The sequence below is a fragment of the Bifidobacterium sp. genome (assembly GCF_050874245.1).
Lineage (GTDB): Bacteria > Actinomycetota > Actinomycetes > Actinomycetales > Bifidobacteriaceae > Bifidobacterium.
Map to the genome: position 1 here is coordinate 18,040 of NZ_JBNMKH010000012.1, position 21,983 is coordinate 40,022.

At 61.1% G+C, this 21,983-nt stretch carries 18 protein-coding genes; all 18 read right to left on the bottom strand.

Translation table 11 applies throughout. From position 1 onward, the window contains the following. Nucleotides 1–142: 142 nt before the first annotated feature. On the bottom strand, nt 143–922 hold the full coding sequence (gene pstB / locus ACR0P8_RS02575; protein ID WP_026646539.1) for a phosphate ABC transporter ATP-binding protein PstB: 780 nt from the start codon (nt 920–922) through the stop codon (nt 143–145). 44 nt (nt 923–966) lie between these two features. Next, complete coding sequence (pstA, locus tag ACR0P8_RS02580; protein ID WP_432623372.1) at nt 967–1,965, bottom strand: phosphate ABC transporter permease PstA; 999 nt, start codon at nt 1,963–1,965, stop codon at nt 967–969. Continuing rightward, nucleotides 1,962–2,915 (bottom strand): phosphate ABC transporter permease subunit PstC, encoded by a 954-nt coding sequence (gene pstC / locus ACR0P8_RS02585; protein ID WP_432623374.1) that lies wholly within the window; start codon nt 2,913–2,915, stop codon nt 1,962–1,964. The genes pstA and pstC overlap by 4 nt, the downstream gene beginning before the upstream one ends. Nucleotides 2,916–3,075: 160 nt before the next feature. Further along, nucleotides 3,076–4,203, bottom strand: a complete 1,128-nt coding sequence (gene pstS / locus ACR0P8_RS02590) for a phosphate ABC transporter substrate-binding protein PstS (RefSeq protein WP_432623376.1) — start codon at nt 4,201–4,203, stop codon at nt 3,076–3,078. A gap of 247 nt (nt 4,204–4,450) precedes the next feature. After that, entirely contained in the window at nt 4,451–5,155 is a 705-nt protein-coding gene (locus tag ACR0P8_RS02595) for a response regulator transcription factor (protein ID WP_432623378.1), read from the bottom strand. Further along, nucleotides 5,155–6,552, bottom strand: a complete 1,398-nt coding sequence (locus ACR0P8_RS02600) for a sensor histidine kinase (RefSeq protein ID WP_432623380.1) — start codon at nt 6,550–6,552, stop codon at nt 5,155–5,157. The genes ACR0P8_RS02595 and ACR0P8_RS02600 overlap by 1 nt, the downstream gene beginning before the upstream one ends. A 206-nt stretch (nt 6,553–6,758) precedes the next feature. Beyond that, nucleotides 6,759–7,466, bottom strand: coding sequence for a 5'-methylthioadenosine/S-adenosylhomocysteine nucleosidase (gene mtnN / locus ACR0P8_RS02605; protein WP_432623382.1), 708 nt, complete (start codon nt 7,464–7,466; stop codon nt 6,759–6,761). 71 nt (nt 7,467–7,537) lie between these two features. Next, complete coding sequence (locus ACR0P8_RS02610; RefSeq protein ID WP_432623384.1) at nt 7,538–8,722, bottom strand: 3-deoxy-7-phosphoheptulonate synthase; 1,185 nt, start codon at nt 8,720–8,722, stop codon at nt 7,538–7,540. Between the two features lie 146 nt (nt 8,723–8,868). Continuing rightward, the gene (locus tag ACR0P8_RS02615) at nt 8,869–10,005 is read right to left on the bottom strand and encodes a 3-deoxy-7-phosphoheptulonate synthase (RefSeq protein ID WP_432623386.1); all 1,137 of its coding nucleotides are present in this window, start codon (nt 10,003–10,005) and stop codon (nt 8,869–8,871) included. 161 nt (nt 10,006–10,166) lie between these two features. Continuing rightward, the gene (locus tag ACR0P8_RS02620; RefSeq protein WP_432623388.1) at nt 10,167–11,174 is read right to left on the bottom strand and encodes a LacI family DNA-binding transcriptional regulator; all 1,008 of its coding nucleotides are present in this window, start codon (nt 11,172–11,174) and stop codon (nt 10,167–10,169) included. 117 nt (nt 11,175–11,291) lie between these two features. Beyond that, a complete protein-coding gene (locus ACR0P8_RS02625; protein ID WP_432623390.1) occupies nt 11,292–12,896 on the bottom strand; it encodes an MGH1-like glycoside hydrolase domain-containing protein in 1,605 nt (534 codons plus the stop codon). 22 nt (nt 12,897–12,918) lie between these two features. After that, entirely contained in the window at nt 12,919–14,130 is a 1,212-nt protein-coding gene (locus ACR0P8_RS02630) for an MFS transporter (RefSeq protein WP_432623392.1), read from the bottom strand. Nucleotides 14,131–14,646: 516 nt separating this feature from the next. Then, nucleotides 14,647–15,984: a C1 family peptidase gene (locus ACR0P8_RS02635; protein ID WP_432623394.1), complete on the bottom strand. Its 1,338-nt coding sequence runs from the start codon at nt 15,982–15,984 to the stop codon at nt 14,647–14,649. Further along, nucleotides 15,977–17,431, bottom strand: a complete 1,455-nt coding sequence (locus tag ACR0P8_RS02640) for a cell division protein (protein WP_432623396.1) — start codon at nt 17,429–17,431, stop codon at nt 15,977–15,979. The genes ACR0P8_RS02635 and ACR0P8_RS02640 overlap by 8 nt, the downstream gene beginning before the upstream one ends. Before the next feature lie 190 nt (nt 17,432–17,621). Beyond that, nucleotides 17,622–18,308, bottom strand: a complete 687-nt coding sequence (locus ACR0P8_RS02645) for a pyroglutamyl-peptidase I (protein ID WP_432623398.1) — start codon at nt 18,306–18,308, stop codon at nt 17,622–17,624. Nucleotides 18,309–18,390: 82 nt separating this feature from the next. Further along, entirely contained in the window at nt 18,391–19,200 is an 810-nt protein-coding gene (locus ACR0P8_RS02650) for an IspD/TarI family cytidylyltransferase (protein ID WP_432623400.1), read from the bottom strand. A 58-nt stretch (nt 19,201–19,258) separates the two neighbouring features. Beyond that, entirely contained in the window at nt 19,259–20,275 is a 1,017-nt protein-coding gene (locus ACR0P8_RS02655; protein WP_432623402.1) for a polyphenol oxidase family protein, read from the bottom strand. An 83-nt stretch (nt 20,276–20,358) separates the two neighbouring features. Next, nucleotides 20,359–21,918: a peptidase U32 family protein gene (locus ACR0P8_RS02660; RefSeq protein WP_432623404.1), complete on the bottom strand. Its 1,560-nt coding sequence runs from the start codon at nt 21,916–21,918 to the stop codon at nt 20,359–20,361. Nucleotides 21,919–21,983 lie beyond the last annotated feature (65 nt).

Below are 21,983 nucleotides of genomic sequence, written 5' to 3' on the forward strand. Positions count from 1 at the left end.
GCCAAAACGTGCAATCAATGAATCGCACTACGTGCGATGCTTGTCTGCTGCTCGACGCTACCGCGCCGAGGCGACTCGGCTGACAGCCCACTGGGCTGTCAGCTTTTCGAGCCGCTACGTTTTGGCGGATCGACTGCGTCGATCAGCCAAAACGTCCCGATACGTAGCGCTCGGCTTCTTCGTTCTGGGGGTTGTTGAACATGGTGGTGGTGTCGGTGAAGTACTCCAGGTGGCCCGGCTGGCCCACGGCCTTCAGGTTGAAGAAGGCGGTGTAGTCGGCGATTCGGGCGGCCTGCTGCATGTTGTGCGTCACGATCACGATGGTGTAGTCGTTCTTCAGCTCGTTGATCAGATCCTCCACGGCCAGCGTCGAGATCGGGTCAAGCGCGGAGCACGGCTCGTCCATGAGCAGCACCTGCGGATGCACGGCCACGGCGCGCGCGATGCACAGCCTCTGCTGCTGGCCGCCGGACAAGCCGATGCCCGGATTATCCAGACGATCCTTGACCTCGTTCCACAGGTTGGCGCCGCGCAGGGCCCATTCGACCAGATCATCCGCATCGGACTTCGAAATCTTGCGGTTGTTGAGTTTCACGCCGGCGAGCACGTTCTCTCGGATGGACATGGTCGGGAACGGGTTCGGACGCTGGAACACCATGCCGACGTCGCGTCGGACGGCGACCGGATCCACATCCTTGTCGTACAGGTTCTTGCCTTCCAGCAGCACCTCGCCCTTGCAGTGGGCGCCCGGAATGATCTCATGCATGCGGTCGAGCGTGCGCAGCACGGTGGACTTGCCACAGCCGGAAGGGCCGATGAACGCGGTGACCTTGTTGGCTTCGATGTTGATGTTCACATCCTCCACGGCCAGGAAGTCGCCGTAATAGATGTTCAGATGATTGACATCGATACGTTGTCCCATTTGATTTCCTTAATTTGTGTGTGTTCGACTATGTGCGGCCGCGCTCAGCGTTCCGATTTGACGGCGAAGACCTTCGCCACGAGGCGTCCGATGAGGTTGAGGATCAGCACGATGAGGATCAGCACCAGAGCCGCGGCCCAGGCGCGTTCCATCGGGATGGTGGTGACGCATGCGGCGCTGGCGTTGGCCGGGCAGTTCGCGTTGAGCTTCGAATACTCCTGATAGACGTACACCGGCAGGGTGGTCATCTGTCCGGAGAACAGGTTGAAGTTCGTGGAGGCGATGTAGCCAGCGGTCATCAGCAGCGGCGCGGTCTCGCCAATCACACGCGCGACGGCGAGGATCGCGCCCGAAACGATGCCGGGCAGGGCGGTGCGCAGCACGATCTTCGTGATCGTGCGCTGCTTCGTGACGCCCAACGCGTACGAGGCCTCACGCAGGTCGTGCGGCACGATCTTCAGCATCTCCTCGGATGACTTGACCACGGTCGGCAACATCAGCAGCGACAACGCAACGGAGCCTTCGAAACCGTTGATGGTGCCTGGGCCGATCAGAATCGTGAACATCGAAAAAGCGAACAGGCCCGCGACGATGGACGGAATGCCGCTCATCACGTCGACCAGCAGCGTGATGACCCTGGCAAGCTTGCCGCGGTTGGAGTATTCCACGAGATACACGGCACACATCAGGCCAATCGGAATGGAGATGAGCATGGCTCCGAAGGTGATCTCCAACGTGCCGATGATGGCGTGCAGGATGCCGCCGTACCCGCCGGACGGCGTCGGATTGCCGCCGACCACGCCGGTCATGTTGTAGCTCAGGAAGTTGAGATTCAGTCTCTTGACACCGTTGACGATGGTGGTGATCAGCACCGAGAACAGCGGAATCAGCGCCACGACGAACGCCACAGCGATGAGCACGCGCATGACGAGGTCCTTGCGCTTGCGGGCCGCGATGAAGGAACGGGTCGGCTTGAACTTGTCGAAGTCGATGACGGGAGCGCCGTCCATCGGCGAAGCGTCGTTATTTGCGGCGGTCATCATGCACTCGCTTTCTCGGTGAGCTTACGGGCGACGAAATTCACCACGAAGGTGATCAGGAACAGGACCAGGCCGGTGCCGATCAGCACGGAGACGCCCAGATCGTTGGCTTCCGGATACTGGGAGGCGATGTTCGCAGCGATTGTCTGGTTCTGCGAGGCCTGCAGCAGCTTGACGGAGTAGTTGAGGCCCGGAGACAGGATCATGAGCACAGCCATCGTCTCGCCGAGCGCACGCCCCAGGCCGAGCATGGAGGCGGACACTACACCGGACTTGCCGAACGGCAGCACCGCGAGCTTGACCATCTCCCATTTCGTGGCGCCGAGGGCCAAAGCGGCCTCCTCCTGAAGGCGCGGGGTCTGCAGGAAGATGTCGCGCGACATCGAGGTGATGATCGGCAGGATCATCACGGCCAGCACCACGGCCACCGTGGCGACGGTACGGGAAGGATTGGCGGCGGGGCCGGCGAAGATCGGAATCCAGCCGAGATACTTGGCCACCCAGTTCCAGAACGGATAAATGGCGGGAACCAGCACCAGACCGCCCCACAGACCATAGATCACGGAAGGAATGGCGGCAAGCAGATCCACCACGTAGCTCAGAATCGTGGCGAGCTTCTTCGGCGCGTAATGCGAGATGAACAACGCGATGCCGACGGACACGAAGAAGGAAATCAGCAATGCCAGTGCGGAAATCAGCACGGTGCCGAACAGCAACGGGCCGACATAGCTCCAGAAGCCGGTGGCCTTGCCGCCGGTGAAATTGCTGATGGTTTCGCTGTTGGCCTTCTGGTCGCCGCCGATCAACGGCCACGCGCGGAACAGCAGGAACAGCGCGACCGCGGCAAGTACGACGAGGATCAGGATACCGCAGGCGTAGGCCACGCCTTTGAACACCTTATCCGCGTTCTTACCGCTCACCGGCTGTTGCGCCGTTTTGCTTTGCGAACTCACGGGTTCTCCTTTGATTTGCTTGCGATCGCTTCCCATCGTACGGTCCTGTATTCCGCCGTAGGCACCAGTTCAGGCCGCAGCCGTCATTGCAACGCGGCTGCGGCCTGAAACCTACGGTCAGTCGCCGTTCACCGAAAGCGATCCGCCCACTTCGATGGGCTTACTTGGTCTCGATGGCGTCGATGGATTTGGCGATCTTCTGACGCAGGGTGTCGGACATCGGAGCGGAACCAGCTGCGGAGGCGGCGGTCTGCTGTCCCTCGTCGCTGGTCACGTAGGTGAGCCAGGACTTGACGAACTTGGCGGTGTTGGCGTCCTTGTACGCCGGGCAGGCGATGTCGTAGGAAACCAGCACGATCGGGTAGGCGCCCTTCTCAGTGGTGTTATGGTCAAGCTTGACGACCACGCGGTTGTCGCCCTTGGCGGAATCGTCCAGCGGCGAGGAATCCACGACCTTGGCCGCCGCTTCGGCGGAGAACGGGACGTAGTCGTCACCGACCTTCACGGCCACGGTGCCGAGGTTTCCGGCCTGGGAAGCGTCGGCATAACCGATGGTGCCGTCGGCCTGCTGGACGGTGGAGATCACGCCGGAAGTTCCCTTGGCGCCCTGTCCGACCTCGTTCGGCCAGTTCTCGCCGAGGTCATAGCTCCAAGCGTCACCAGCAGCGTCCTTGACATAGCTCAGGAAGTTCTTGGTGGTGCCGGACTTGTCGGAACGGTGCACCACGGTGATGTCGAGATCCGGGAGATCCACCTTCGGATTCTGGCTCTTGATGGCGTTGTCATTCCACTTGGTGATCTTGCCGTCGAAGATCTTGGCGATGGTCTCGGCGTCCATGTTCAGGGTCTTGCCCTTGCCGGACACGCCCTGGAGGTTGAACACCACGGCGATCGGGGAGATGTAGACCGGAATGTCGAAGGCGTTTCCGGAGGCGCACACCTTCTTGGACTGCTCGACCTCATCGTCGGACAGAGCCGCATCGGACCCCACCCACGCGGTGGCGCCGGTCAGGAAGGTGGAGACGCCGGCACCGGAACCGGACGGATTGTAGGCGACCTTGGCATCCGGATTGGTGCCTTGGAAACCTGCGATCCAAGCTTCGACGGCGGCCTGCTGGGAGGAGGCGCCAGCACCGTTGAAGTTGCCGGAGACGGCTTCGGTCTTGGTGTCGGACTTGGTCGAAGTATCAGTGGAAGCGGTGGTGTTGTCACCACAGGCCGCGACGGAAGCCAGCATCACGATGCCGGACACGGCGGCGATGGAGCGTACGAGAATGGAGTTACGCATTATCTTTCCCTCTGTCAACATTCGGATGGCGTGTGTTTCTGGTATGTCGTTTTCTGTTGTCGCCATCGTTCTTCATGACAGTTCCAGCCTATTGGGCGTTTCGGGTGCCGAAAACCAAAAACAGTGAACGGAAGATGAACAGTCTTCGACACCTTCGTCGTTCCCGTCCGTTCCGCTCACCGTCCTTCACGTTCCCGTCCCGATATGAGGGTTCCCGGGGAATGTGTGATGGCTTCCGGTTTTTCGATTATTCGGCCGGCGTATCGATTTTGTAGCCGAGTCCGCGCACGGTGGTCAGATACTTGGGATGTCCCGGATCCTCCTCGATTTTGGCGCGCACACGCTTGACATGCACGTCCAGGGTTTTGGTATCGCCAACGTAATCGGACCCCCAGATGCGGTCGATCAGCTGATGCCGGGTCATCACGCGTCCCTTGTTCTGCATGAGGTATTCCAGCAGCTCGAATTCCTTCAGCGGGAAGAACACGTTCTCTCCACGGACCGTCACCTCATGCTGGCCGATTTTCATGGAGATGTCGCCGCACACCAGCGGAATGTCGTCATCGGCGGTTTCGCCCGCTTCGGCGACCATCTGGTTGCGGCGAAGCACCGCACGGATGCGGGCCAGCAGCTCACGGAAGGAATACGGTTTGGTGATGTAGTCATCCGCGCCAATCTCAAGGCCGACGACCTTGTCGATTTCCGCGCTTTTCGCGGTCAGCATGATGATCGGCACACGGCTTTGCTCACGGATTCTGCGGCACAGTGCGGTGCCGTCGAGCCCCGGCAACATCAGGTCGAGCAGCACCAGATCGATGCCGCCTTTGGTGAACAGCTCCAGTCCCTCCTCGCCGGTTGCGGCGGCGGACACGTCATACCCTTCACGGGTCAGCTGGTAGACCAGCGGCTCTCGGTACGACTCCTCGTCCTCGACGATCAGAATCCGTGTCATCAGTGGTTCTCCTCTATGTTCTCGGTGATATTGGAGCTGTCTGGCCGCGTTTCGGTGGATTGCGGATCAGGTTGTGAATCGGACTGCGAATCAGAGGCCTGAGGCAGGGTGATGGTGAAAGTGGACCCCTCCCCCTCGCGCGACCATACGGCGATGGTGCCGCCACAATCCTCGACGCAATGCTTGGTGATGGCCAAACCCAGACCAGTGCCACCGGTCTCACGCGAACGCGCCGGATCGACGCGATAGAATCGCTCGAAAATCCTGCTTAACGAAGCCGCGGGAATGCCGATGCCCTGATCCACGACGCGAATGGCCACCTTGCCGTCCTCGACGCCGATGCCGACGGCCACCGTGGTTCGTTCCGGCGAATAATTGATGGCGTTCTCCACCAGATTCTTCACCGCCGTTTTGATGGTTTCACGATCGGCCACTACGAACGCGTCCAGCCCCTGTCCGGATTCCGCGGCCAATTCACCGGCATCCGCGTGCGCTGGCACCTGCCGTCCGTTCACGGACAACGCCAGTCCGATGTGCTTCGAATCGGCCTTCACCTGATTTTCGGCGAGCGCCTCGCGTGCGACGGACAGCACGGACAGCCGTTCGGCATTGAGCATCGCCGCCGCGCTTTGCGCCTTCTGCAGATCAATCAGACGATGCACCAGCTCAGTCAATCGTTCGGATTCCTTGGCGATGCGTCCGGAGAAGTACCTCACGGCATCCGGATCATCCGCCGCGTCGCCGATCGTTTCGGCGAGCAGCGAGATCGCTCCGGCCGGGGTTTTGAGCTCGTGCGACACGTTGGTGACGAAATCGCGACGCATGGCTTCGAAACGGCGCTGCTCGCTCATGTCGGAAACGAAAACCGCGAACAGGCCGTCGGCGATTTGCCCGACGCGGACATGCAGATACAGCGTGTCCTCCGGCAACGGTTTGCCGGCTTCGACGCCCCTGCCATTCGTATCCGGCACTCCCGCATGCGCACGGTCATGCAGGGGAATCGTCAGTTCACGTTCGCGCACCATGCCGTCCGCGGACACCAGTTTCACGATGTCGCGGAGCTCCGCGAACGTCATCACCTGATCGTGGATGATGCCGAAACGTCGCGCTTCGGGAGACGCGTACCGGACCGTGGACAGCGAATCGACGACGATCAGCGCTTCGGGCATGACGGCCACCAATTGACGTTCCGTGGATTGCACCGGCACGCGGGGCCCGAACAGCGACGTGTTCTTCGAAGCCCCGAACAGGCTCGGATCGTTCGGGTCGACGCCATCCTCGGCGGACCGGACGCCCTGCGCGCGGCCGATGGCGTATGCCACGACGAACACGACCACGGCGACGGCCACCAGCACGGCAGCCACCTGCGGCGTCGTCAGCATCTGGCCCAACGTCATGAATTCACCTTCCGATCATCCTGCATTCTCCATCCAGACTAGCGGGTTCGCACGGCTTTCGCGCATGTGATTCCCGCACGCCATCGGAAGTTTCCCCGCCGTTCACTTTTCAGTATGCGTTCGGGATGCGTCGTGTCGGAATATGAGACGTCCCATCCTCCGATACCACGGAAGGATGGGACGTCAACGGGTCCGTATGCGGCCGGCTACATACGCTTGACGATGTCCACCGTCAGCTTCGCCGCGGTATCCGCGTATTCGGAGATGTCGAATTCCTTGAAATCCTCGTAATCGGTGTCCGCATTGTCGCTCAACGCGCGGATGACCAGCGCGGGGATGTCGTTGCGCGCCGCGACATGTGCCACGGCGGCACCTTCCATCTCCACCGCGTCGGCGCCGGTCTCGCGAATCACCTGCTCGACCTTCTTCGGATCGTCGACGAAATAGTTGCCGGTGGCGATGATGCCGACGATATGGTGGATGCCCATGTCGTCCAACGCCTGGTTGGCAAGTCCGATCAGGCGTTCGTCGCTATGGTATTCCTCGACCGGATGGTCTGCGGTGCCGGGCTTGAACTGCCCTACCAGCCGCATGTCGGTGTCGAGGTAGCGCAGCGTGCCACCGAGCACCACATCGTTGACGTGCAGATTCGTGTTGAGGTTGCCCGCGATGCCGGAGAAGATCACGGCTTCGGGATGGTCGACGTCAATGAGGTGCTGCGTGGTGGCGGCGATGTTGACGGTGCCCATGCCTCCGACCGTCGCCGCGACGCTGAGCACGGTGCCCTTGTTGGTTTCGAGGGTGCCTCGTGTCACCTGGATGCCGACTTCCTCGGTGACGGTGACGTTGTTCAGCGACGACGCGATATGGGCGATTTCCTCATCCATGGCGCCGATGATGGCGATTGCGGTCATACGTTTCCCCTTTATCCTGTTTGTCTTGGTCGTTTTGTCTTGCGATTGTCTTGCGAACGTCTCCGACGGCGTCACTTCCAGCGGCGCGTACCCACAGCATGGGCGAGCTCGCGCAGCAGTTGTTCCGTGGTCGGCCAGCTCAGACATTTGTCGGTGATGGATTTGCCGTAGACGAGTTTGTCAAGTGTCGCCGCGGGCTGGTTGCCGCCTTCGATGAAGCTTTCCATCATGATGCCGGTGATTCCCTGCTCCTCTGCCGCGATGCGCCCGGCGATGTCATGCACCACTTCGGCCTGGCGATGCTCGTCCTTGCCGGAGTTGCCATGGGAGCAGTCCACGATCAGACCGTGTGCCGCGGCGGAATCGGCCGGCATCTCCGCACGGATGGCGTCCATGGCTTTGGCGATGGAATCCGCATCGTAGTTGGGACCGTGCGAGGAGCCGCGCAGCACCACATGACAGTCGGGATTGCCGAGCGTCTTGACCACGGCCGCGCGGCCAAGATGGTCGATGCCGAAGAACGTGTGCTGCTGGGCGGACGCGAAACACGAATCGGCCGGAGCTTTGATGGAACCGTCGGTGGCGTTCTTGAAGCCGATCGGCATGGACATGCCGGACGCCAGCTGCCGGTGCACCTGGCTTTCGGTGTTACGCGCGCCGATCGCACCCCAGCTGACCGCGTCGGAAATGTACTGCGGACTGGTCGGTTCCAGAAATTCCGTGGCCGCCGGCAATCCCTCGTCGAGCACGCCGAGCAGCGTGCGGCGGGCCAAAAGCAGGCCTTTCCTGATATTGCAGCTGCCGTCGATGTCGGGATCGTTGATCAGACCCTTCCAGCCGACCGTGGTGCGCGGCTTCTCGAAATACACGCGCATGACGATGAGCAGTTCGCCGTCCAGCTCCTTTTTCAGCGTGGCCAGCCGACGCGCATAGTCGAGCGCGGCCGCCGGATCATGTACGGAACAGGGGCCGACGATCACCAGCAGCCGGTCGTCCTGGCCATACAGGCAGGCACGAATCTCATCGCGTGAATAGGCGACAAGATCCCTTGCCTCGGCGTTCAAAGGCAGATCGCCCAACACTTGGGCGGGAGTGGGCAGCACTTCGAATTCCAGCACGCGACGGTTCACGATGCGGCTGATGCCGACCTGATCCTCCCAACGCGGCACGTCGGTCTCCACCAGCGGATTCTTGCCCTCGTCCATGGCCTGTTTGATCGCGCGAAGATCCTCAGGCGTGTTCAGCTGCTGCTGCATGGTCTTGTTCTCCTTGGTCCGTATTCCAATCCCAAGGATAGCAATGGCAGTGCAGAACCTCCGTATTCCCGGTCTTCCGGCATCTTTTGACCATCTTCCGGCGTTCGGGACGCGCCTTATCGCGGGAAGGCAGCAAACAAATCGAATCAGGCTGCGAGGCGCCGACGTGCGTCGACCGCGTCGGCAAGCGTGTGCAGCAACTGCTCGGTACGGTCCCACGGCACGCAGGCGTCCGTGATGGACTTGCCGTATTCGAGCTGGTCGAGCGGAGCCGGCTTCTGGTTGCCCGCCTTGAGGAAGCTTTCCATCATGACGCCAAGGATGCCCGGCTCGCCGGCTGCTATGCGAGCGGCGATCTCCTCGACCACTTCAGCCTCACGAACCTCGTTCTTGCCGCAATTGCCGTGCGCCGCATCGATGATCAGACCGTGTTCGCTCGGACCGGACGCCTTGGAAGCCTTGAGATCGGCCAATGCTTGCGCCACGGAGGCGGCATCGTAATTCGGGCCGTGCGAGGAGCCGCGCAATACCAGATGGCAGTCGGGATTGCCCTTGGTTTCTGCGGAAATCACGCGTCCGTCAAGATTGATGGACAGGAAATGATGCTCGAAGGCGGCCGCATAGCATGAATCGGCGGCCGGCTTGATGGAACCGTCGGTGGCGTTCTTGAAGCCGATCGGCATGGACATGCCGGATGCCAGCTCGCGATGCACCTGGCTTTCGGTGTTGCGCGCGCCGATCGCGCCCCAGCTGATCAGATCGCAGATGTACTGCGGGGTGATCGGATCAAGCCATTCCGTGGCCGCGGGCAGGCCGAGCCCCAACACGTCGGTGAGCACCTTGCGGGCCAAAAACATGCCCTTGCGGATGTTGAACTGGCCGTCGAGATCCGGATCGTTGATCAGGCCCTTCCAGCCGATGGTGGTGCGCGGCTTCTCGAAATACACGCGCATGACGATGACCAGACGATCCTCAAGCTCGTTCTTGACGGCGGCGAGCTTCTCCGCGTACTCATGCGCCGCCTTGGGATCGTGAATCGAACATGGGCCGACGATGGCCAGCAGACGATCGTCGCGACCGTGCAGCACGTCGCGGATCTCCTGACGGGACTTCAGGACCAGATCGCTCATCTCGTCGGTGAGCGGAAGCTCCTTGAGGAAATATCGGGGCGCGGGAATCGGGTCAAGCTGCCGGATATTGACATCCACGGTCTCCGGAAACACGGCGCGCTCATCCAACAACTGCGCATCCTTCGAACTATCCGGACCGCGAAGACCTGCCATCGCTTCCATTCCTCCCCTGCCATTGCACCCAGTAAGGCATCGAACATTACCGAAGTTACCTTAATGGATGTGACCGGAATATGGAAAACGCCGACTGCATGGTGGAATGGATTCCATCGTGCAGTCGGCGGTGTTGCAATCAAGCCACCACGTACGGCCGATTATGCCGATTCACCGCGCACCAGCCGGAATCCGGCGGTCTTGCAGCGGGGAGGCACGCCATCGGCATCGCCTTTGATACGTTCGACGAGCATGTCGATCGCGGTGCGGGCCATGCCTTCGTAATCCACCGCGATGGTGGACAGCAGCGGCAACGAATACGCCGACGGGCTCACGCCGTCGAAACCAAAGACCGCCTTGTCCTGCGGCACACGCACTCCCATGTCATGGAATCCGCGAATCAGACCGAAGGCGATAAGATCGTTCATGCAGAAGAACGCGTCATAACCAAGATCGGCCTGCATGATGTCCACCGCCGCCTTGGAACCGCCGTCCGCGGTCCAATCGCAGGGAATGGTATCCGAACGCTGCCCCAACCCGGATTCGATCAAGGCCTGCGTCGCAAGATATGAGCCGACGTTGCGACCGGTCGAAGCGAATTCGTCGGTTTCGAAGGCCCGTCCACCGACGATGCCGACATGCTCGTACCCTTGTTGTCTGAGATATTGGAATGCCGTACGGAAGGCCGATTCCAAAGGCAACGACACGGTGTCATATCGCGGATGCTCCGAGTAATCCTCGAACAGCACCGCGGGATGTTCCCCGATGAGTGAACGCAATTCATCCTCCTCCACGTTGTGAAGGTTGATGATAAGACCGTCGCACATCGGAGTGCTGACACGTTTGAGCACGTCGCGTTCCGAGGATGCCCTGGCGTTGGTCTGCTGCACCAGCATCTGGTACCCCCGTCTCTGCGCCTCCTGGGATATCGCCCATGCCAGATCGGTGAAATACGGATTGGACAGCTCGGGAACGACGAAGGCAAGCATCCCCGAATTTCCCTGCTTGAGGAAACGTGCGGAGACATTCGCCGTGTAATGAACCTTCTCAGCAGCGGCAAGGATGCGCTTGCGTGTCTCCTCCTTGAATCCGGGTTCGCCACGCAGCACCACCGAGGCGGTGGCGACGGACACTCCAGCTTCCTTGGCGACATCACGCAGTGTGGCCATGTCATTCCTTTCCGACGAGTACACATCAAGCTTATTCGAGCGTCGGCTATTAGTGCGGCATAACGCGGAAAAATGCATGAGAAAGCCGGCATCGCATGAAACGATGCCGGCATGTCGTTATGCCCGGTGCGGCAGAAGCACCTGCACCTGCGGCTTCGTGGACTCGTCATGGATGGTCGAACCGTTGGCCAGCACGACCGTCAATCCCTGCCCATGTCCGTAGCGGTCGCCTTCGGCGTCATAGTAGATATCCGCCGTGGTGCCGCCTACCGGTAAGCCAAGCAATCGCCAGTATGGCATCGCGGAACCGTGGGCGAGAGGAGAAACCGTAAGTTCCGAGGCACCGTCATCAGCCGATTCCACGCGAACACCGGCAAGGCCGGAGATGATGAGATCGCAGAAGGCGGAATGGTTGTAGTCCTTACCACGCTCGTAGCCTCCCTTGTCTTCGCGCCACCCCCACGCTTCGAGCTGATCACGGGAAATCCAGTTGCCGGTATCGGCGTCGAGGTTCTCGTCCAACCAGTCAACAAGGCTTCCGTCATCGGCCTGACGGATGTGCACGGCGGCGTATCTGCGCAGCTCGCGCATGAAGTCGCCGGAGGTCAGCGCACCGCGCCCGGAACGAATCTCTTCGATCATGGCATCCAGCGTCTGCGTGGTGGCGAACGGCCAGCATGGTCCGTTCCACTGACACTCGTGGGCCGAATCATGGTTCATGTACCGCGGATGGCTCGCCTCCGCGGTGCGGATGCCGGCGGCCCCGGCGAAATGCGCGGGATCGTTGAGGAACGACCATGCAACTTCGTTGGATTCGTCGGCGATGCCGAACATCCAAGGGATGTATCCGATTTCCTCGCGCACATTGTGTTTCGGATCGATGCTGTCGAAAGACAACGAGGTGAGCTCACCGTCCTTGTCGTCCAGCGGAATGACCTTGAAGAAACCACCCTTCGGATCCCAAAGCCTTTCGCGGATATGCCGCGTCAGCATCCAGGCCTTCGCATCGAATTCGACGGCGAGTGTCTCCCGCCCGGCCCAATGCGCCGTTTTGGCAATCGCCCTGGCATTGGCCACCATGTAGCTGTTGAGCGTCGGACGCAGACCGGAGCCGGAGATCGAATCCTCCATCGCATCACGATCGTCGAACGACCAGAACAGGCCGTATCGCGTCATGTTGCGCTCTTCCACCGCTTGGTAGAAACGGACGAAATCGTCAAGAAGGCCGACCGCGAACTCCCGGTCGTCACGGCTTTCCGCATACTGCACCACCGCATCGACCAGCCAGGACGAATACGACAGCTCATTGCCGGAGCCTCGGAACCAGAATGTCGCGTAGTTGCGCATCAGGTCCCTGTCACGCAGCCAGCGCCCTTCGGCGATGTGATGGCCGGCGGCATCGTTGATGGAGTTGTAGGCCCCGGCCCAGTACACGTCCGGCAGGAATTCGGAAACGATAGGACCCTCAGGCGTTTCGGTGATGTGTTTGCGGTATGTCCACCAGCGGAACCAGTACACCCGTTCCAGCAAGCGGTCCGCGCATTCGAAGAACGGCACCTCTCGCTTCATCCACGCGGCGGTATTCGCATTGGAGATCATCTGTGTGTACAGTTCCTCGTCATGGCGATTGAACGCGGTGACATATCCGTCAATCACGTCGTCGGGATTCCGCAGCGGCTCGGGAGCCGTGCGCACCTCATTGGGACGGTATGGTTCGAACATCGGTCGTATCCTTTCGGCTTGCTCACGCTTCGACGGCGGCGGTCTTGGCACGCTTGGCGAAGAAGGTGGTGTAGACGAACACGCCCACGATGATCAGCACCAGCGCGATGCCGAACGGCAGGAACGACACTGCCAGGTCCTTGCTGCCGGAGACGGCCTCGATGGCGCTCATGGCGATCGGCGCAAGGAAGATGCCGACATGGAAGCCGATCATCACCGCGGCGGACCAGAAGGCCTGCTTGCTCTTGGGCGCATACTTGGGCAGCTGGTTGAAAATCCACGGTCCCAGGATCGGGCCGGGCACGTAGAAGCAGATGATCGCGGCGACGAGCATCGGATAGTTGCCGTTGGCGAAGTACAGCAGGAAGCAACCCGCGGCTTCGATGGCGATGCCGAGATACAGCGTGTTCATACGGCCGAGGAACTTGTTGATCGGACCGAAGGCGAAACCTGCGATGATGCCGGCACCGACGCCGATGGAGATGATGGATGAGGTGTTGAAGTCGGAGCCCATGGCCTCCTGAGTCACAGCGGCCCAACGCACGAAGCCAGACTGCATGGCGATGAGGTATGCCGCGGCGAACGCCACCAGCAGCGGAGCGATCGGGCTGGTCTTCGCGGCGAACTTGTCGTCGGGATCATCCTCATCGTCGTTCTCGTCGATCATCTTGACATCCGGCACGGCTACCCAGAACCAGACCAGGGAGGCGATCGCCAGCAGATAGACCACGAAGGAGCCCTGCCAACCGACGAAGCTGATGAGCAGACCGACGATGGAGGTCATGATCATCTGGCCGATGTTCTCGAAGGCTCCGCGGATGCCAAGCAGAGAGGAACGGACGTTGCCCTTCCACATGATCTGGATGATGGTGACGGCCAGCGAATTGTAGCAGCCAAGACCCAGGCCAAGCACGACGCGGGATGCCATGATGAGCGGGTAGCTGCTGACGAACATAGGCACGACGCCCGAGATGCCGACCAACAGCACGCCAAAGCCGATGACGCGCTTCAGACCGAAGAAACGAGCCAATGCCGGGCTGGCGATCAGCGTAATCAGGGCCGTCAGCGACGGAGTGGTGACCAGCAGCTCAGCGGCGGCGTTGGATACGCCCAGGCCCTTGCCGACCTGCGGCAGAATACCGTTGATGACGTTCGCACTTGTCAACAGCAGCGATACGGACAGCACGGCCAGCATCGTCGGCAAGCCGTACTTCTCCTTGACTTCCTTTGTCATGATATTTCCCTTTGCCATTCCCAACGTTCCTTGTTGAACGTTTGCAATCAGTGTAACACAAATTTACAAGAACGTTTAACCTTTAAAGAAAAAGTCTAGTCAAATGCTATTTTTCATTTATATTGAGCCATTGACACTAAGACACACCGACGTTGGTGTTTTTGCATATTGGAACGTTCTTGTTGAGTATTTGCATTAAACGTTCTTGTTTTGTCTTGCGATTTTCTGCAGAACTGTACGCATCAGTGCGCAGGCAGTGAATCGAAATACAAAAACGCCGCCTGCATGGTGGAATGTGATTCCATCGTGCAGACGGCGTGTTTGGGGATTGTATTGTATTGGCCGGCGCGCGCTTCGCGCGCTATTTGGCCAATGCGCCCTGCAAGTACGGGCCGCGCTACGCGCGGACTCAATACTACCTTCGCCGTGCCTTCGGCCTAACGGCCTCAGCCGCGCCTACGGACAGTCCACAGGACTGTCCGCTTAACGGCGCGTCGGCTCAGGCGCTTTGGCATTTTATGCCAAAGCGCCCATCGGATCCCATGCGGGGAGCATTTGGGCGGGCTCTTCCAGGGCCTTGAGGTATTCGTCGGGGAGGAGCGCCTTCGGGACGGCAACCTCGTAGACGTATTCGGTGAACCAGTCGTCGCTCATGGTGAAATAGCCCTTGTCGGCGATCTTGTCGCCCCAGGAATTCTCCACACGCCAACGACGGGTGGTGTGGCCATCATCCGCCACATCCACGCCGACGAAAGCCATAGCGTGGTTCATCGCGGAATCGCCGAAACGCACGCGGCCTTCCTTGTCCAAATCGAAATCGACATCGTACACACGGCCGTATTCGAACAGGTCAGTGGCCCACGCGCCGTTCACACGGTCCATCATCGGATGGCAATCGGCACCGAACCACACCGGAATGCCCTGCTCCTCAAGAATGCGGCGCACGCAATCCTTCATGAACTGGTTCGGCACGTTGAGGTATTCGGTCGGATCTCCACCCGCCACATTGCCCAGATGCTCGATGCCAATCTTCTTGCCCTTGGCATGCTCACGGCGCGGATCGTCCACGAGACACACGTAGCTTTCCAAATCGGCGGAACCGACGTACTTCTTCCAGAACTCGACCGGCGTGATCTCGCCGTCGCGGTGGAATTCGCCGTCCTTGTCGGTCCATTCCCAGTCGAAGCTCTTCGGCGGCTCGCCCAAATGAATCGTCAGAATGCGGTGGCCGGCAGCGGTGGCTTCGGCGATGACGCCGTCGATCGAGGACGGATCGGCGTACATGTGCGCCACGGCGGTGCGCAGCATGCGGCGCAGCTGCGTGTTCATCTCACCGGTGTTCTTGGACGACTCGGTCTCCGGATACAGGTCCTTCGGAACCGCGCCGTACTTCTTGTAGACGTCCATGGCCATGGTCCACTGGCCGCCATCGCCCATCACGTCGGCAAGCAGATGCTGCATCAGACGCGAATCGGACGGCTCGCCCGCACGCACCAGCGCGGCCACATCCTTCAGGAAGTAGTTGACGCGCTCAAGCTTGTCGTAGTACATGGCGTAGTTCTGAGAGAACTCGAACTCCTTGAGGCCCATGTTCCGCTTGGCCACGAAACGGGCCACGTTCAGCGAGCTGAACAGCCAGCAGCGGCCGGAACGGTCCTGATGGGTGACGGTGCCATTGTCCACGACGGTGGAGAAGCGGCGCTGCATCAGACGCGCGCGGTCATAGTTGAGCGCCACTTTGTCAATGCCGGCCGCCGTGACGGCGTTCATGGCCATACGGTTATGCTCGCTCGCCTCGAAATCATCGACGAGCTTGTTCAATTCATCACAGCTCAATGGTGTGATGTCAGTCATTATCAGATTCCTCCTGGTTGTCATCATTCGAAACAGGCTGTTCGTCCGCAAACGAATCCACCGTCGTGTCCGCCGCGTCGAAATCCACGGCATCCGCGTCCGCGGTCACGCCCTGCGACTGCTCATCCCCGTTCTGCGCCTCGTCGGCAGCCGGCGCACCCTCGGACGAGGCACCATCGTCGACGGCATTGACCACGGACAGGCCATTCGCGCCGAAACCGGAGAAGGCATTGGCGAACATGGCGCGCAGCTCGGTGACGCGCTGCGTGATCTGCGATTCGCGGGCTTGCAGGTCGGCGATACGCTTCTGGATGCCTTCCATCTCCTTCTTGGCGGCCTCGCGACGCTCGTTGACCTGTTCGTCGGCGTCCTCGGTGGCCTGCTTGAGGATGCTTGCCGCGTTCGTGTCGGCCTCCTCACGCTTGTTCTTGGCGTACGTCTCGGCCTCGTCGCGAATGGTCTGGGCCTTGGACGTCAGCTCGTCGGCCTGCTTCTTGGCGACCTCACGACGTTCGTTCAGGTCGGCGAGCAGCTCGTTGACCTTCTTCGTGGCCTCGTCCTGCTGGTTCGAGATGTCGGCGCGGATCTGCTCCACCTCGGCATTGACCTGGCTCATGGTCTGGGTGCGGTGCACCTCGGCCTCGTCGGTGATCTCCTGCGCCTTCGACTTAGCGGCATCGGTGATCTCGGCGGCACGACGCTGCGCATCGGTCATCATCTTGGACACCTGCTCGCGCACATCGGCCAGTTTCTTGTTGGCTTCGGCAAGAGCGGATTCGATCTGGTCGTTGGTCTCGCTCTTCAGGCGGGAGATCTCCTCATTGGCGCTCTTGCGCTGTTCGGCGATCTTGCTGGTCGCCTCGGCACGCATGTCGGAGATCTCACGCTCCTGCTTGGCGCGTTCGGCGGCAAGGCGCTTGTTATGCTCCTCGCGGGAATTGGTCAGTTCCAGATCCACAGTCTGACGCTGGGCGACCACTGCCTTCTGCGTCTCGCTGCGCATCTGCTCCACCTCGCGCTGGGCGCTGGCGCGCAGCTTGTCCGATTCCTCCTTGGCCTTGCCGAGCATATCGGAGGATTTGGCTTTGGCATCGTCCATCATGCGCTTGGAATCGATTTTGGCGTTGTTCAGCAGCGTTTCGGCCTGCAGCTGCACCGTGGCGCGCGCGGCGGTGGCGTCCTTCTTGGCACGCTCAAGCAGTTCGGCGCTGGTCTGTTCGGCGCTGGCGAGCATCTGCTGGGCGTTGGCGCCGAGAGAGGCGAAGGACTTCGGAGAGGACTTCTTGTTCTTCTCCTCCTGCAGCTGCGCCTGCAGCTCAAGGATGGTCTGGTCGTCGGCCTTGACCTGCTCACGCAGGCGGTTCACCGTCTCCTGCGCCGAGGCGAACGCCTCGTCGACCCTGTCCTTGTCATACCCCCTCAACACGATTGGGAACTGCTCAACCATGCCCTTTTCCTTTCACGAATTCCCTTATCTCGCGCATTTGGCCGCGCATACTCGCTCTGTACTTTAGCTCAGCCCATGCACGCCACGCAGACAGAACGCATTATTCTCACAGAGAGCACAGAAATCGTTCGAAAAGGGGGAATGGAAAGGATGGTCCGGCATATCCTCCGACACGGCATGCCGCAATCGTTCAGCCGAGCAGAATATCCCCCGATGACGGCTGCAGAAAATATCGCACGGATTCGCGCAGCACGTCGTCGACCGCGGCCGTCTGCTGTTCGATCGACAGGCCACGCTCGTGCGGACGTTCGTTGACGATCGGCAGGCTGACGAAACCCGACAGAATGTGCTTCGGCTGCGACGCCGACCAATCCAGCAGATGGTAGAACAGCGAATTGCAGACGAACGTGCCAGCGTCGGAACTCAACGTCGCGGGAATCTCATGCTTGGCGAAATCGCGCAGAATCGACCGCAACGGCAGACGCGTCCAATACGCGGCCGGCCCGTTCGGATCGATGGGGCGCCGCTCCGGAATCACATTGTCCGCATCCGGCCTGGCCGCGTCCATGAGATTCGTGGCGCATCGTTCCAGCAGGATGCCGCGGGACGTGCGCTTGAGCCCGGTGGCGATGACGATGTCCGGCTTGGTCCGTTCAATGGCCTCCAGCAGAGTGGGCCATGCGTTGGCGAAGCTCACCGGCAACGTGACGTTGGTGACGGTGATGGAGACGTCCTGCAGCAGGTCTTCCGAAATGGCCTGCGATATCGCCGGATCAGCCCATTGCTCGACGACCGCCGCCGGCACGAGCACGGCCGGATTGACGTCGATGCCTTCATATGGCGCGAAGCCGGAGATGACGATGTTGATCTGCTGCATGGTTTCCAGTGTACGTGGCGATACGCGATGCCGCATGACGGACGCGCCACGCGGCACGTGGTCGATTGGATCGGTGCCCGAATCAGCGGCTGTGCATCTGCGAGAACGCTTCGGCGAACACCGCGTGCATGCGCGCCTTGGCGGCCTCCTTGACATGTTCGGGGTCGAGGCTGTTCGCGATGCCTTCGGCTATCGGCATGTCGGACGGCGTGGTGATTTTGAGGTTCATCTCAGAACCTTCCACGATGGCCACCGGTTCGTCCGGCAGATAGTCCACCACCACGCGCGTATCGTCGGTCGGATGGAAATCGGGGTCGGCCGAAGCCAGTTCGTACGCCTTGACGATGGTGCCGAATCGGAAGGCCTGCGGGGTCTGCGCGCGGAAGGTGTTCGGACGGTCCGGCACGGATCCGACCACCTTGCGGTCGCCCAGGTCCTTCGTGAGCAGAATCGTGTCGGTGGACGCGAACGCCACGGTGGCCGCATTGAACTGGTCCAGCGCGTCAATGCAGCCGTCGATGGACCGCTGCTCGACGAACGGCCGCACGCCGTCGTGGATGAGCACCTTCGCACCGGACGGGATGCCGGACTGCCTGAGCAGGTCCAGGGCCCCGAGCGTGCTGTCCACGCGTTCGGCGCCGCCTGGCACGATGGCGCGCACTTTGGAATAACCGGCCTGGTCGATGAGCTCGCTCACCGTTTCCTCCACCCGGTCGTTGACCACCACGATGATGTCGCTGACCCGGTCGTTGTTCTCGAACGCCTCAATGCTCCAGCAAACGATCGGTTTGCCGCCCAACGACACCAGCTGCTTAGGATTGTCCTCGTCAAATCGCGTGCCGAACCCCGCGGCCAGCACCACGGCCACGACCGGCATTTTCTGTTCCTGCATCACTTCGCCCCTTCGGTTTTCCGTTTTCGATGTTTGTTTCGATGATCGCGATATCCGATTATTCGCGCACGATCAGCGCCAGCATGCGGCCTTCGTGCGTTTTCCCGGCAAGCGACGCACGGCGATGCGAGAACCACAGCGGATTCTCGTACGTGCACAGGCTGCGGCGGATCTTGTTGAAACGTTCGGCGAGCTGTGAATCACCCTCACCGTCGGCGGCGCAGATGCCGGCCAGCTCCTCGTCCTCCGACAGATACTGCGTGGCCGCGTTGACGCGCGGACGGGAGGATACGACGTTGTCGGCCGGCACGCCCGCCTTGGCGAGCTCCTGCAATGCGGCGGCCGCGATGTCGATGCCCGGCTGGCCGAAACGGCTCAACGTGAAGGTTCCCGGGAACTGCGCGTCGAATTCGTCCGCGATGTCTCCGCCCACCTCGTAGCAATCGCCGCAGATACGCGGACCAAGCGTGGCGACGATGCGCTCAGCCTTGGCTCCTTTGGCGACCATCTTCTCGACGGTGGCGCCGATCACGCCTTTCTGCAGGCCGCGACGGCCGCAATGCGCGGCTCCGATGACGCCGGCTTCGGGGTCGGCCATGAGCACCGGCAGGCAGTCGGCGGCGAACATGCCGAGCGCCACGTGCCTGCGGGACGTCACCTGGCCGTCGGCTTCGATGACGGCCGGTTCGTCTTCCACGCTTTCCGCACCAGACTCCGAGCCGCCCTTCGTGCCGGACACGTCGAATCCGAACGGCTGGTTGATGGTGAACGATTCATCCACGTCCACCGCATCGCCGGAATGCACCTGGCTGATGAGGCTGATCTTAGCGCCGAGCACGTCGGCGAGCGCCACCCGATTGGCGAGCACGTGTTCCGGATCGTCTCCGGATTTGCCTCCGAGGTTGAAGTGCGCGAAATCGCCTTCGCTGGAGCCGCCAAGACGCGTGGTGTAGACCACTTTGATGCCGGGGGCCAGCATGATCGGGATGGTCACGGGAATCGGGTTGCCGTTCTTGTCGGTGGGGTCAATGGCGTTGGAATCGAGGATCGCGTCATCGTATTGTGTGCTGCTCATGTCTTGTTTTCCTTGGTTTTTCTGCGATTTGAAGGATTTTTGACGACTGCCGGGCTGTGTCCGGCCTGGTTTCGTCCGTCCGCTCATTCGGCTTTCAGCGTCGGCTTCTTCGTACGTGACCGGATGGCCGCGTTGACCGGAACTTCGCGTGGACATGGCATGGAGAAGACGTGCGCCGGGTTGTTGATGGCTTCCACCCAGTGTCCGTCGGCGTCGCGGAAGCCGCCCGCCGGAACGGTGTAGGAGAAGGGCGCGGCGCCGGGCAGCACGAATTCGACTTCCTGTCCGGCTTCGATCTTGTTGCGGCTCATGATGGTCACGCGACCGCCGTCCTCTGGGCTCCAGGACAGCACTTCGCCGACCACGAGCCATGCACGGAAGTAGGCGGAGCGGTCGGCGCTCTGCTGCACCTTGTGCTCCGGATAGTAGAAGCCGGTGGAGTAGTCGCGGTGCGCCACCTTGTCGGGTTCGTCGAGCAGCCAGTCGGGCAGTTTAACGTGCGGTGCCGGACGCACTCCCGCATGATGCCAGCCTTCCGGTAGGATCTCGGCTGCGGTGTTCGACTTGCGGCGGGTGCTGCGCGCGTGGTAGCTCAGGTTGTCCGGCTCGCCGATGGCGATGTTGCCGGACGGAGCGCCGCCGACGGGCATGCCGTCAAGGTCGGGTTTGCCAGCGAACGCCCCGTCGGCGTTGGCCATGATCGCATCCTCGGTTTCCGGCTTGCCGTAGTCGGGGTCGCCGGGCCGAATCACACGGTCGTGGAAGGGCTTCAGCTCGTTGCCGTCGGCGTCCTCGAAACCGCGCTGGACCATATATTCGTTGACGGCCGTCTTGTAGGCATTGGTCATGGCCGCGATGTAGTAGGCGCTCTTGGAACGGCCTTCGATTTTGAGGCTCGTCGCGCCCGAATCGATGAGATCGTCGATGTGGGCAAGCATGTTCATGTCCTGCGAATTGAACAGGTACGCGCCTTCCGCGGTCTGTTCGATCGGGAAGTACCGACCGGGTCGCTTCTCCTCCACGATGGAATACTTCCAGCGGCACGGCTGCGCGCATTCGCCATGGTTGCCGTCGCGTCCGGTCAGATAGTTGGAGAACAGGCAGCGTCCGGAGAAGGCCATGCACATGGCGCCGTGGACGAAGCATTCGATGTCGAGGTCGTCGGGGATGCGCGCGCGGATGTCGCGCACGGCCTGCAGATCCATTTCGCGGGCCAGCACCACTCGGCGGGCGCCCAGCTCGTAGAACGCGTTGGCGGCCTGGTAGTTGGTCACGCCGGCCTGCGTGCTCACGTGCAGTTCGAGGTTCGGAGCCACTTGCTTGGCCATGAGCATCACGCCGATGTCGGATACGATCAGCGCGTCCACGCCGGTGTCCTTCAGCTTGCCGAGGTATTCGCGCATGGCCTCCACCTCGTTGTTGCGTGGCAGCACGTTGAACGTGACGTACACACGGGCGCCGCGCTCGTGGGCGTACCGTGCGCCTTCCTCGAAATCCTCGAGGCTCAGGTTCTTCGGCGCACTGCGCATGCCGAACGCCTTGCCGCCGCAGTAGACGGCGTCCGCGCCGTAGTCGACGGCGGTCTTGAGACCCCTCAAATTGCCGGCGGGGGCCAGTACCTCAGGCTTGTTTCTTGTTTGCACGAATGTTCCTCTTACTCGTAAAAGACCATCAGATATTGTCGTAGATTCACGGGACAGGCGGATGC